Genomic DNA, 13,057 nt, shown 5'->3' on the forward strand with positions numbered 1-13,057 from the left:
TGGCTGCTCTGCCATGCGCGCGGACCTCGGAAGAATCGGGGGCAGGTTCCGCGGAAGCTAAGAACTAGTTGAGGAAGTACTCCGCGATGTAGATGAACTCGCCATCAAAGGCGGTAGCGACGCCATAACCGTACTCGGGTCCGGGGGTTACTTCGAGGCCTCGGTTGAACCAGTTGAGGCGCTCTTGGGCTTGCTCTTCGGACAGACGGTAGACGTTGCCCTGCCCTTCTTCAGTGTGGGTCACGCCGCTTGCCACATCGCCGTAGTACTTTAGCTCACCATTTGCACCCTGGTTTGCCCATTCCTGCGCGATAGCGCTTGCGGTCTCATCCGGGTGGTGGCCAGCCTGGGCTAGGTGATCAGCGGTGGCTACCTGCAAGTCAGCGGCAACCTGCGGGGCTTCGAAGGCCTCAGGCTCCGGTGCGGCTTCAGCCGTAGGCGCTTCTTCCGCTGCTACTTCTGGTTCAGCTTCGGGTGCGGCCTTTAGAAAGCTGGGCAAAGTAACGTTGTACTTTTCAGCAAGGGTAGACACCTGCTGAACCTGCGGGACCGCGTTAAGCTCCGCAGAAGCCACTGCCGTGGTGCCAGACAGGGCGAGTACGGTGGTCAGGACTGCTGCGGTGGCGCTTCGAATCGGCTTCATAATTTTCAGCCTGTCATAACTTTTCAGAGGACGAAAGCATATCGCCGGTTCCACCGCACTTCGATATGGCTTTGTTATAGAAACGGCGCTCGGTGAGTTCTCGGCTACCTCGCGGTAGTGAAGAAGCCTCCAGGAGGCCTAATAAATACCTACATCGAGTTCATCGAATTGCCGCTGCAGCTCCTCCGAATCAATGGAGCGGGCAACATCGGGCCCGGCGATGGCCGCAAAGCCATCGAGGACAGAGTTCCCGTAATTATGGCCCACACCATCGGGAACATCCTTGGCTCCGGGTAGATCCGCGGCAACTTGCAGGTAGGTAATAATAGGCATCCACTGCATCACGCGTTCACGGGAATAGGGGGTATCTTCTTTCATCCAATCCGGCTCTTTGAAGGCCAATTCGGGCGACCACCAGCTCACTGGATCGGAAGGATGCTGAATATACAGCATGCGGGTCCTGCCCCACTCCTCTTCCGGAACGCGTCCCCAGCGGCGGACTTGGTCCACCTCGTTGGCAAAGCGAACCACGAGGCCACCGGCGTAGACCGGCGAGATTTCCGTGGACCCGGGATCGCGGCGCTCCACAAACTGCGAGCGCAACTGGTTAAAGTGCGGCGGGCCAGTCAATAAGATGCCATCGACGGAATTGGCAATATCGCGCACGCCGGAAAAGGCTGCCTCGATGCCGGTTGTGCCTAAGGACTCGCCGTAGAGGTAGAGCTTGGGTCGGTCATCTTCTGGCAGTGAATTCCACCAGTCCACGATGGGGTTGATGAACTCTTCCCCGGCGCGCTCTACTTGGCCGCCGCCGCCAAGGAAGTGGAATACAGACGGCATGGCGGAATACTGTGCTGCGGCAATGGCGGTATCCCCTCCATAGAGTAGTTCGAAGGCTTGCGCGGAATAGGACGATACCCAGCCGGTGCCGGTAGGCATGGTCAACAGGAGGGCCTTGCGGTCTTGGGCGTGGGTGCGCTCGAGTTCATCGATAAGCAGCTGCGCCCGCCCTTCATTAGAGTCGCGGTTACCCAGGCCGGCGTAGGCACGGATGGGTTCTTTGGCAGGTTTCCCGGTCACCTGTTCTAGCTCGGCCTTATGCGCGCCGGAGCTGAGAAACCGGGAGCCTTGCAGGCCGACGCCGTTCCAGTCGACATCGGAAGTAGGCGATCCGGAGCGCTCACTCAGGGTGGGGCGCTGAGTGTCCGGATCGGGGTCGGCGTTCTGGGCGGTAAATACCCTATCGCCCAAGCCCACGATGGCACCGGGAATGATGTTTTCAACGGTGTAGATAGCGATAACCGCAATGATAAGTACTGCCCCGAGGCGGCGGTACGTGGAGCGGAACCGCTGCGGGAAGCGCCGCGCTAACCAGCGCACCAGAAAGATAATGGAGCGCAGGATGAGCAGGAAGACGGTAAATACCGCCAGCGCCAGGGGCACCACCAGCAGGTAGCTAGACATGGACGGCGCGGGCACGGAATATACGCTCGCGAGCTCGTGCTGCCAGCGCACGGCGATAATGACGAAACCGACCAGCCAGGCTATGAACGCACCTGTGGCGATGCGCGCGAGCAACCGGTAGTGCTTTGGCTCCCATGCGGAGGCGGCAAGCCAGGGATACTTATCCGCCCATTTGCTCACGACGAAGCGGTACCACACCAGCTTCACGCCGATGCCCACCACGTAGCCGAACCCGGCGGCAAGGCCCGAAATCAGGCCTTGATAGGGCCAATCGCGGGGCAAAATGGACGGAGTAAGGCCCAGCGTAGACAGAATGGCGGCGCCGATAATGCCCCACGGATCGAGGTGGCGGACAATATCGGCGATGCGAGCTTCTACTGCTCGAGCTTCTCCCCTAACTCCAGCCATTCCATCTCCAAATCCTCATAGGTGCTGCGATTGTCCTTTAATTCCGTATCGAGGCGAGTCATCGCTTCGGTATCGACTTCTTCTGCCGCCGCGGCCAATTTCTCATTGATCTGCGCGGCGGATTTTTCCAGCTTCTGCATCTTCCGCTCAAGCGCGTTCATCTTCTTGGTGATTTCGCGCTCTTGCTGGGAAGAAAGCTTCTTTTCCGGCTTCGGCGCCGGCGCGCCCGTCTTCTTTTCTCCCAGGTTTATAACCCCTGTGTTCTTGCCGGCCTCAATTTCTTCGCGCTTGCGCAGATACTCGTCGATGCCACCGGGAAGGTTCGTCAGGTTGCCATCCCCAAACAGCGCATACGTATTATCCGCAATGCGCTCGATCAGGTAGCGATCGTGCGAAATGACCACCAGGGTACCCGGCCACGAATCGAGCAGGGATTCCAGTTCCTGGAGCGTATCGATGTCCAGGTCGTTGGTGGGCTCATCGAGGAGTAAAACATTGGGTTCTGCCATGAGCACGCGGGTGAGCTGGAGGCGGCGGCGCTCGCCACCGGAAAGATCACCGACCGGGGTGCGCTGGCGCTTGGCGGAAAAGCCGAGGCGCTCGGCCAGCTGAGAGGCGCTGAGCTCCTTTTTGCCTAGCTGCACGTAGGTGGCAACATCCTCGACGGCATCGAGAAGCCGGCGCTGCGGATCCAAGTCATCGAGTTCCTGGCGCAGCCAGCCCAAGCGCACGGTTTGGCCCTCGATGCGCTTTCCGGCCGCAAGCTCGTATTCGCCAGCCAGTGTGCGCAGCAGCGTGGTCTTTCCGGAGCCATTAACACCCACGAGGCCGATGCGCTCGCCTGGGGCCAGGCGCCAGGTGAGGTGATCGACCAAGGTGCGGCCATCCGGGGACTTCACCGTGGCATCTTCTAGCTCGATGACCACCCGGCCCTGACGCTGCTTGGAAAAGGACATGAGCTCGACTTTGTTGCGCGGCTCGGGGACATCAGAAATAAGCGCTTCCGCAGCCTCAATCCGGTAGCGCGGTTTTGAGGTACGCGCCGGTGCCCCGCGGCGCAACCACGCCAATTCCTTGCGGGCTAAGTTTTTGCGGCGCTGTTCCATCGCATCGGCCTGGCGGGCGCGCTCGGCGCGGGCAAACGTCCAGTCGTTGTATCCGCCCTCATATGCATCGACCGTGCCGTCGTGCACCTCCCACGTCCAGGTGGCGATGGTATCGAGGAACCAGCGATCGTGGGTGACCACGATGACGGCGAGGTTGCGCTTGAGCAGGTGATCCGCCAGCCACTGGACGCCTTCCACGTCAAGGTGGTTCGTGGGCTCATCGAGCACCACCAGATCTAAATCCTGCACCAACGCGGCCGCGAGGTTCACGCGGCGGCGCTCGCCACCGGACAGGGAGCTCACGGGAGTATCCAGCCCTAGGTCCACGATGCCGAGGCCACCGAGCACATCGCGCACCTTGGCATTGGAGGCCCATTCGTAGGTCTCGAGCTCGAGGGGCTCAATGATCGCCTGAGCGATGGTGAGCTCTTCGGGCAGATCAAAGCGCTGCGTCACCACGGCCATGCGCAGATCCGAGGTGTGGGAAACGCGGCCGGAATCCGGCGGCTCGATGCCGGTGAGCACTTCCAGCAGGGTGGTCTTACCGCCGCCGTTAACGCCCACGATGCCGATGCGATCCCCGGTTTGCACGCCGAGGGATACCCCATCAAGGAGGCTTTTTAAGCCATAAGACTTGGTGACTTGCTCGAGGTTAATCAGGTTTGCCATAACAGGGACTCATCTTAATACCTCCCTACCGCCACCCCCGCATTCCCAAACATGTTGCTACCGAATTTCACTTGCAATACTCTGCGTGTGTATGAAGAAGCACACACTTACCCTCTGCACTATCCTCTCTGCCTCAGCGCTCACCATCGCTTCCTGCTCGGCGCCGGAAGAAGACACCGACGCCCAAAACACCAGCGAATCCACCACCGCGGAAAGCCACGAACATGACCATGACCACGATCATGACCATGACCACGATCACGAGGGCCACTCCCACGACGGCATGGAGGCAGAAGAAGGACAGACCGAGGTAGCCCAGCTTCCCACGCGCATCGTCTTCTCCCACGCTGATGGTCTGACCACCTACGATGCCAAATCTGGAGACGTCCTCGATGAAGAAGAGATGAATGCCTTCCTTCGCCTCAATGACGCCGGCAACGACCGCCACGTCATGGTAACCAAGGGCGATAACTTCCTCACCTACGACACCGGCCTCATCACCAAGGCCCACGGTGACCACAACCACTACTACACCGCGGATCCGAAGCTGGGCGATGACAAGATTAAGGCGCCCCACGCTGGCCACGTAGTCCACCACGATGGTTTTACCGCCCTATTTTCTGATGGCGATGGCGTAGCCAAGATTTATAAGACCGAGGACATCGGCTCCAAGGACGCCAAGCCCGTCAACACCGTCAAGACGGGCGAGGCGCACCACGGCGTGGCCGTCCCGCTTGAGGATGGCTCCGTGGTCATCACCAAGGGTACCGAGGACGAGCGCCACACCATCCAGCACCTGGACAAGGACGGCAAGGTCTTGGATGAGACCACCAAGTGCCCCGGCGTCCACGGCGAAGCAGCCGCTGGAAATGGAAAGCTCTTCTTTGGCTGCGAAGACGGCCCCGTAGTCTTTGACGGCTCCAAGTTCCACAAGGTGGACGTCTCCGATTACGCCGGTGCCGATGGCTACCAGCGCTCCGGAAACGCCGCGGGTTCTGAGGAATCGAACGTCATCCTGGCCGATAATAAGACCGACAAGGACGCCGAGTCCGAGCACCCCACCTCCGTGACCCTGATCAATACCGAGGACTACTCCGCCAAGAAGGTGGACTTGAACGGTTCCTACTGGTTCCGCTCGCTGGCGCGCGGCCCAATGGGCGAGGCCCTGGTGCTGACCACCGATGGCAAGCTCAATGTCATCGACCCAGACTCCGGCGAAATCACCAAGCAGATCGACGCGATTTCCAAGTGGAAGGAAAACGAGGAATGGCAGCAGCCGGGCCCGATCCTGAAGGCCGCCAATGGATATGCCTACATCACGGATGCGCAGAAGAAGGAGCTCGTCGTCATCGACCTCTTGCGCGGTAAGGAAACCGACCGCTACGAGCTGGACTTTGAGCCCACCGAAATGGCCGTGCTCTAAAAATCCAGCACTCTAGTGCTCGTGCTTGGCGATGCCCCTACTCGCCCTAAGCTAGAGCACTTCCGCACCCGCAGCCGGGCCCTGGGCTACAACGCCCTTGGTGCCCGGTATTTCTATGCTGACCTGCGCTGCGACTTCCTCCGCATCTTCCTTCGAAGCACATAAGAAGGCGCAGGTGGGCCCGCTGCCGGAGACGATGCCATTGAGCGCACCCGCATCCATGCCTGCCTCCAAGGTCTTGCGGAGATCTGGGCGCAGGGATAGCGCGGCGGGCTGCAGGTCGTTGTGCAGGTGCGCCGCCACGCGGTGGGCATCGCCGGAGATAAGCGCCTGGGAAATCTCCGTCGTATCAAGCGCCGGCGCGGTTACCCGCCCTGCATCACGCAATTCATCGAGTTTGCTGAACACACTTGGTGTTGAGAGCCCACGGTCAGAAGCGATCAGCGCCCAGTGATAGGTGCCCCTGGTCATCATGGAGGTCAACTGCTCCCCGCGCCCAGTACCAAGCGCTGTGCCGCCCAGCAAGGTAAACGGCACATCGGAGCCGAGGGCGGCGCCCAAGGCATTCAGAATGTGATCTCCTACCGAATCAATCCCGTAATAACGGCCGTAGCAGCGCTCCGCAAGGCGCAGCGCCGCCGCGGCATCCGCGGAACCGCCGGCCATGCCGCCGGCGGTGGGAATCGCCTTGTGAATCTCAAGGCCCACCTCTGGAATCTTGATGCCGCCGCGGGTGACATACAGGTGCTGCATGATGCGGTCTACCGCAGCCCAGGCCAGGTTCGTATCGTCCTCGGGCACGCCCGCCGCGTGCGGACCGGATACCTTGAGGTACTGCACGCGGGGCTTATCCACTTCGGCATTGCCTAAATCAGTCAGCGTTACCGTATCGTGCAGGCTCAAAGACTGAAAGACCGTGACCAGCTCGTGAAAGCCATCCTCCCGCGGTTCCGCCACGCCAAGGTGCACATTGACCTTGGCATGCGCATGCGCGGTATAGGTAATCGGCTCGTTTCCGTGTGGTGCGCTCACTATAGTCCTGCCAATCGTACAAAGTCTGCAACAGCGAGCTTTTCCCCGCGCTGCTTCGGATCGATTCCGGCCGCGCGCAAGGCCTCCTCGGCGGCCGCGCCGGAGCCATAGTGGCCCGATAGCGCGGCGCGGAGGGTCTTGCGGCGTTGGGCAAAGGCGGCATCGACAAGCGGCCAGACCGCAGCGCGCGCGGCATCGTCAACCGGCCAAGGCGGGGTATCGAAGACATCGATGCGCACCAAGCCGGAGGCGATATTGGGCGCGGGCCAAAAGACATTCTTACCAATGGTCCCCGCTTGGCTCACCGCGCCATAAAAGCCGGCCTTCACAGAAGGCACGCCGTAGATCTTGCTGCCGGGCTCCGCAGCGAGGCGCTGCGCCACCTCCAGCTGCACCATGACGAGCACGCGGCGAATGGAGGGAAAGGTTTCCAAAAAGTGCAGGAGCACCGGCACCGCCACGTTATAGGGCAGGTTGGCCACCAGCGCCGTAGGTGCCGCGACATCTTCGCTGGTCACGCGCAGCGCGTCCTTTTCCACCACGCGCAGGCGCTTAGCGTAGTCCGCCGCTCGCTCGCCCACCGTTTCCGGCAGCTGCGCCGCCAGGCGCGGATCAATCTCCACCGCGGTGAGATCCTCAACGGTCTCCACCAACCCGAGGGTCAGCGACCCCAACCCAGGGCCGACCTCCACGACGCGGTCTGTGGGTTCCAGGTCCGCCGCCGCGATGATGCGGCGGATGGTATTGGGGTCGTGGAGAAAATTCTGCCCTAACTTCTTGGTGGGCGTGATATCCAGTTTCTCCGCTAAAGCTCGGATTTCTACTGGGCCTAAAAGCGCGGCGCCCGGGGAATCAGTCATGTTTTCTAACCTAGTAGAAGAATGCAGAAAATCGCACCCCGCGCCGTAATGACGCGGGGTGCAGAGTGCGCGGTGCTGTGCGTGCTTTTAGCGCAGCCCCAACTTAGAGGTACATGCAGGCCATGCGCCCCAGCCCTGGGAAGCCTGTACCTTCTGTGCCACGGCGATCTGCTGCTCGCGGGTGGCCTGCCATGCCTCGGGCGCGTATTCGGTGCCCCCAAAGCCAGCCCACGTGGAAGGCGTGAATTGCAGGCCGCCGGAGAAACCATTTCCGGTATTGATGGACCAGTTACCGGTGGACTCGCACTGCGCGATGGAATCCCATACGGAGCCATCGGCCACGGCGGGGGCTGACGCACCCGAGTTACCGCCTTGCGGCTCCGGCTCCGCCTGCTTGGTGCCGCGGGCGATGGTCGCAGGCTTTGGCCCTACAACGACCTCGTCCTTGATGACCTCTTCGGATTCCTTCTTGCCATTCTTCAGGGTTACCTTGCGGGTGATCTCGCGCTTGCCCTTTTCGCCCTGTTCGCGCACCTCTTCGGCGCCGGCTTCCAGTTCGGGGTCATCCACGAAATGCGGCTCGGCGTCGAATTCCTCAGTGACATCCTCGGTCTGAATGTCGATGCGTTCTACCTTGATAGACATGCCCTCGGTGACCTTTTCTTCCTTGGCTGGGAAGACGCGGTCATCCTCATCGAGCTTAATACCGCGCTCCTTGAGGACATCGCCCACGGTCTTGGCGGCAATCTTGGTGTAGGTATTCTTGCCACCATCGTTGATCTTGATGATCTTGGGGGAAACGACCTCTAGATCCATGCCGTCTTTGAGCTGCGCATCTTTATCCACGTCATCCTCGCCAGACTTCACGGCGGCTCCCGGGTTTACTCCCTGCAGGTTATTGAGCAAATCAGACACGGTGAGATCGGTGGTAGAAAGCTGCTGCTGTTCACCATCGATGGACACGGCGACCGGCTTGGCGGTGCGCACGGAGATTTCATCACCATCGGCCACGGACTCAGATGGTGCGGGCGAGACGATATCTTCTTCGCCCACCTGGACGCCGGCGGCCTGCAGGGCGCCGTCCACGTCCTCGGCAAAGGTGGCCAGCTCTACCTTGTCGCCGTTGACTTCTACGACCAAGTCTTTCTGCGCGGCAATCGCCACGACACCGCCGACGGCGAGGGTGCTCAAGACGCCACCCGTTGCCAGGCGCAGGGGCAGGGAACGTGAATTATTGATGCGCTTAATGTGGTGAGGTGCCATGTGTAGTTAATCTCCGGTGGTGCTGTCTATCCAGTATCACAATTGTTGCCGCTGGCTAAGGAAAACCAGCGGCGATGCCGCGCTGCTCCACTGTGAACCGGCGCGGCGGGAAGGTAGAGGCGTAAAGCCTCAACGAACAATCAATAACAATACGATAACGAGTAGGGAAAGTCGAGAAGCGGTGCGCCACAGTTATAACGGGCGAAAACAGTTGTCACATCCAGCACCCATACCACCAGCGACCAGCGGATTTAATTTTGTGACAATCCTCACTGTCCTGTCATGCTAATTCCATACACACGGTCAAAAGTCTCATTGACCTCCGCCGCCAATGCCTGAGTGGTTTGGTGGCGGGCCCGTGCAATGCAGTCATAGGTGTGCCCGATGAGGGACGGCTCATTGCGCTGCCCGCGGAACGGCTCTGGAGTCATAAACGGCGCATCGGTTTCCACCAGCAATTGCCCCGCCGGGGCCAGCGCGGCCGCCTGGCGTAGTTCCGCATTCCGCTTGAAGGTGACGTTGCCAGCAAAGGACAAAACGTAGCCGCGCTCTAATGCTTCTTCCGCCACCCGCAACGGTGAGGAGAAGCAGTGGAGCATGACGGTCTCAGGCGTGGGGGCATCGGCAAGAATGCGCAGCAAGTCTTGATCCGCCTCGCGGTTATGGATCATGAGCGTCTTGCCGGTGCGCACCGCCAGATCGATATGCCAGCGTAGGGATTCTTCCTGCTGGACCAAGCTCGCGGTGGTCTCCGGTTCGTGGTGGACCCAATAGGCGTCCATGCCGGTCTCCCCCACCGCCACGCACCGCGGATCCGCCACCATCTCCTCCAACGCGGCTTTGGTGGGCGCGTCTAGTTCATTCGCCCGCACCGGGTGGATGGCGCAGGCGGCATACACGTTGGGAAAAGCATGCGCGGTCGCAAGGGCCGCCTCGGACTCGCGGCGGTCATCGCCAACCGTCACCAGGCGGGATACCCCAGCAGCGCGGGCGCGGTTGACCAGCACCTCATCGGTATCTTTATGCGAGAAAAGGTGGGTATGTGCATCGCTGAGGCCGCTGAGCCCTGGGGCCGGAATGGGAGTAGGACGTGGCTTCTTTTTAGACATACCCGCAATTGTAATATTGGCAGCTATGTTGATCAGACCAGCGGACCTGAGCGATGTCCCCGCCATGACCGATACCCTCAACTGGGCCATCGAGCACACCGATGTCATCTTTAACTCCACCCCAGTCACCGTGGCTGAACGCGAAGAACACCTGCGCCACATCCAGGAACTGGACTGTCCCTTCCTCGTTGCCGAAACCGACGAGGGCGAATACTTGGGCTGGGCGCTCTATCACCCCTACCACGATCCCCGCATCTGGCAGGGCTGCTATGAAACCACGATTTACCTTTCCCCCAATGCCCAGGGCCAAGGCGTGGGCACCGCCCTTATGCGCGAGCTGGTAGACCGCGCCCGGGCGGATGACAAGGTACATTCGCTGCTCGCCCTAATCGTGTCCACTAATACGGCATCATTAAAGTTGCATGAAAAGTTCGGGTTTGAAAACGTGGGAACTCTCAAAGAGGTAACCTACAAATTCGATCACTGGCTTAGCCTCACTCACTTAGAACTTCTGGTGTAAAGGACTTTTAATGCATATTCGCCCCGCTGAGCTTGCCGATGCCCTTTCCATTTCCGCCATCTACAACGCCGCCTCCGCCGCTAAACCGGCCAATAACCTCATTACCTGGCAAGAAGAGGTTGCAGACCGCGAGGATTGGCTGAAGGACATGTCCAAGGCGGGCTCGCCTGTGCTTGTCGCCGTAGACGATGATGAAATCATCGGCTGGGCCGCCTACTTTCAATTCGTCACGCCCGCCATCTACTACGGCACCGTCGAAGATTCCGTGTACATCTCCCCCTCAGCCCAGGGCAAGGGCGTGGGCTCTGAGCTTCTCGATGCCCTCATGGACATCGCCGCCGACGATCCCTATATCGAGACCATGATTACCTACATCGTCGATACCAATGCCGGTTCCATCGCGCTGCACAAGAAGTTTGGGTTTAAAGAAACCGGCCGCATGCCCAATATCCACACCAAGCACGGCGTACGCCTAGGCCTGGTTCACCTGCAGCGCGATTTCCAGCACTAGGCAGAACTTTTAGGCATAGCAAAAGCGCGGTGGCCTCCCCTTTTTCATAGGGATTGGCCACCGCGCCTTCGTATCTACGCTGGGGTTACCGAGCTAGTTCATCACCGGCGCCCATTCCGGGCCGGTCTCGCCGAGCTCTGGATCCAGCTTGGAAATAAGCGGCTTCGGCTTTGCCAAGGTCGTACCCGGTGCCACCTGGATGCGCTCCCACTTGGCCTGCTGCTGGGTGTAGTCACCCATAATCACCGGATATTCGTGGTTTTCTGGCGGAAGGCCCGCACCCACGAGCTCAACCGGGATATCGTCCTTAACCTCGCGCACCTCAGGCTGCGCGGCCCATTCGCCGGTGCGGCCCAAGGTCTCGTGCACCTTCTGCGCGGTAAACGGCAGGAACGGGGTGAGCATGACGTTGCAGTCAGACACGACTTGCAGGGCGGTCCACAAAACGGTGGCCAGGCGCTCGCGCTGGGTTTCATCCTTGGCCAGCTTCCACGGCTCTTGGGAGGCAATATATGCATTCGCCTCGCCCACCACGTGCATGATGGAGACGATGGCCTGTTTGAACTTGGATTGCTCCAGCAGGTTACCGGCGGTGGTAAAGGTCTCCTCCGCCAGCTGCAAGATGGCCTCGTCGCGCTCCTCCAGGGCCGCCGGAACCGGAACCTCGCCGAAGTTCTTGTGCGCCATGGACACGGTGCGGTTGACCAGGTTGCCCCAGCCATTGGCCAGCTCATTATTGACGCGGCGCACGAATTCATCCCACGTAAAGTCCGCGTCGTTGTTTTCCGGGCCAGCCACGGCGATGAAGTAACGCAGCGGATCCGGGCCAAACTCCGCCAGGAAGTCCTTAACGTAGATCACCACGCCCTTGGACGAGGAGAACTTGGAGCCGGACATCGTCAAGTATTCCGAGGACACGATTTCCGTGGGCAGGTCCAGCTCGCCGTACTGGTGCAGCTCGCCGCCCTTCGAGCCCTTGCCCGCATAGCCCAACAATTCCGCCGGCCAGATCTGCGAGTGGAAGGTGATATTGTCCTTGCCCTGGAAGTAGTAGTGGCGGGTTTCTGGGTCCTGCCAGAATTCCTTCCACGCCTCCGGCTGGCCGGTGCGGTGCGCCCACTCGATGGAGGCGGACAAGTAGCCCACGACGGCATCGAACCACACGTACAGCTTCTTCGCGTTATTGTCCTGCCAGCCATCCACCGGAATGGGAATGCCCCAGTCGATATCGCGGGTCATGGTGCGCGGGCGCATATCCTCCAGCAGGTTGAGGGAGAACTTCAGCACGTTCGGGCGCCAATCTTCGCGGGTAGAAAGCCACTTTTGCAGCTCGTCCTTAAGCGATGGCAGATCCAGCAGGAAGTGCTCAGTCTCTACGAACTGCGGGGTTTCGCCGTTGATCTTGGATACCGGGTCAATGAGGTCTACCGGATCCAGCTGGTTGCCGCAGTTATCGCACTGGTCACCGCGGGCGCCATCCGCGCCGCAGATGGGGCACGTGCCCTCGATATAGCGGTCCGGCAGCGTGCGGCCGGTGGATGGAGAAATTGCCCCCTTGGTGGTCTCTTTCAGCATGTAGCCGTTCTCATTGAGCCCCTTGAACAGCTCCTGCACCACCGAGTAGTGGTTGCGGGTGGTGGTGCGGGTAAAAAGGTCGTACGACAAGCCGAGGTTGGCCAGATCGTTGACAATCTGGCGGTTATAGCGGTCCGCGAGTTCGCGGACGGATACGCCTTCCTTATCGGCCTGGACCAGCAACGGGGTGCCGTGCTCATCCGTGCCGGAGACCATGAGTACGTTGCGGCCACGCATTCGCTGGAACCGGGCGAATACGTCAGAGGGAACGCCAAAACCAGCCACGTGACCGATGTGGCGCGGGCCATTGGCGTATGGCCAGGCAACATTTACTACTAAAGACTCAGTCATGGAGTCCAGTTTATCGAAGCACCTGCACGAACACACGTTGAGGGCACATTACCTCTACCACCGAAAAGCGCCCGCCTCCCTCCCAAGTATGGGAAAGCGGCGGGCGCTGCTACCGAAGGCGGT

11 protein-coding genes are annotated in these 13,057 nt (G+C 60.3%); 3 read left to right on the forward strand and 8 right to left on the reverse strand.

From position 1 onward, the window contains the following. Positions 1-64 precede the first annotated feature (64 nt). The 3 genes from QP908_RS05215 to QP908_RS05225 form a co-directional block, all read right to left on the reverse strand. The gene (locus QP908_RS05215; protein WP_239269166.1) at positions 65-643 is read right to left on the reverse strand and encodes a hypothetical protein; all 579 of its coding nucleotides are present in this window, start codon (positions 641-643) and stop codon (positions 65-67) included. Between the two features lie 138 nt (positions 644-781). Beyond that, complete coding sequence (locus QP908_RS05220) at positions 782-2,515, reverse strand: alpha/beta-hydrolase family protein (protein ID WP_239269167.1); 1,734 nt, start codon at positions 2,513-2,515, stop codon at positions 782-784. After that, a complete protein-coding gene (locus QP908_RS05225; protein WP_239269168.1) occupies positions 2,482-4,290 on the reverse strand; it encodes an ABC-F family ATP-binding cassette domain-containing protein in 1,809 nt (602 codons plus the stop codon). Before QP908_RS05225 ends, QP908_RS05220 begins: the two co-directional genes overlap by 34 nt. Before the next feature lie 91 nt (positions 4,291-4,381). On the opposite strand from QP908_RS05225, the gene QP908_RS05230 reads away from it, so the two are divergent. Beyond that, complete coding sequence (locus tag QP908_RS05230) at positions 4,382-5,713, forward strand: hypothetical protein (protein WP_239269169.1); 1,332 nt, start codon at positions 4,382-4,384, stop codon at positions 5,711-5,713. Positions 5,714-5,764: 51 nt separating this feature from the next. Here the strand turns inward: QP908_RS05230 and QP908_RS05235 are convergent, their stop codons facing one another. The 4 genes from QP908_RS05235 to QP908_RS05250 all read right to left on the reverse strand — a co-directional run bounded on the left by QP908_RS05235 (position 5,765) and on the right by QP908_RS05250 (position 9,977). Next, positions 5,765-6,745, reverse strand: coding sequence for a 4-(cytidine 5'-diphospho)-2-C-methyl-D-erythritol kinase (locus QP908_RS05235; RefSeq protein ID WP_239269170.1), 981 nt, complete (start codon positions 6,743-6,745; stop codon positions 5,765-5,767). Further along, entirely contained in the window at positions 6,745-7,605 is an 861-nt protein-coding gene (gene rsmA / locus QP908_RS05240; protein WP_239269171.1) for a 16S rRNA (adenine(1518)-N(6)/adenine(1519)-N(6))-dimethyltransferase RsmA, read from the reverse strand. The genes QP908_RS05235 and rsmA overlap by 1 nt, the downstream gene beginning before the upstream one ends. An 87-nt stretch (positions 7,606-7,692) precedes the next feature. After that, the gene (locus tag QP908_RS05245; RefSeq protein WP_284771804.1) at positions 7,693-8,868 is read right to left on the reverse strand and encodes a resuscitation-promoting factor; all 1,176 of its coding nucleotides are present in this window, start codon (positions 8,866-8,868) and stop codon (positions 7,693-7,695) included. Positions 8,869-9,137: 269 nt separating this feature from the next. Then, positions 9,138-9,977, reverse strand: a complete 840-nt coding sequence (locus tag QP908_RS05250; protein ID WP_239269173.1) for a TatD family hydrolase — start codon at positions 9,975-9,977, stop codon at positions 9,138-9,140. 25 nt (positions 9,978-10,002) lie between these two features. On the opposite strand from QP908_RS05250, the gene QP908_RS05255 reads away from it, so the two are divergent. Beyond that, positions 10,003-10,497 carry a GNAT family N-acetyltransferase gene (locus QP908_RS05255; protein WP_239269174.1) on the forward strand — a complete coding sequence of 165 codons (495 nt, stop codon included), beginning with the start codon at positions 10,003-10,005 and terminating at the stop codon, positions 10,495-10,497. A gap of 10 nt (positions 10,498-10,507) precedes the next feature. Further along, positions 10,508-11,008, forward strand: coding sequence for a GNAT family N-acetyltransferase (locus QP908_RS05260; protein WP_239269175.1), 501 nt, complete (start codon positions 10,508-10,510; stop codon positions 11,006-11,008). Positions 11,009-11,101: 93 nt separating this feature from the next. On the opposite strand, the gene metG is transcribed toward QP908_RS05260, so the two are convergent. Beyond that, positions 11,102-12,934, reverse strand: a complete 1,833-nt coding sequence (gene metG / locus QP908_RS05265; RefSeq protein WP_023028548.1) for a methionine--tRNA ligase — start codon at positions 12,932-12,934, stop codon at positions 11,102-11,104. Positions 12,935-13,057 lie beyond the last annotated feature (123 nt).

It is taken from the genome of Corynebacterium sp. MSK204 (assembly GCF_030229885.1).
Taxonomy (GTDB): domain Bacteria; phylum Actinomycetota; class Actinomycetes; order Mycobacteriales; family Mycobacteriaceae; genus Corynebacterium.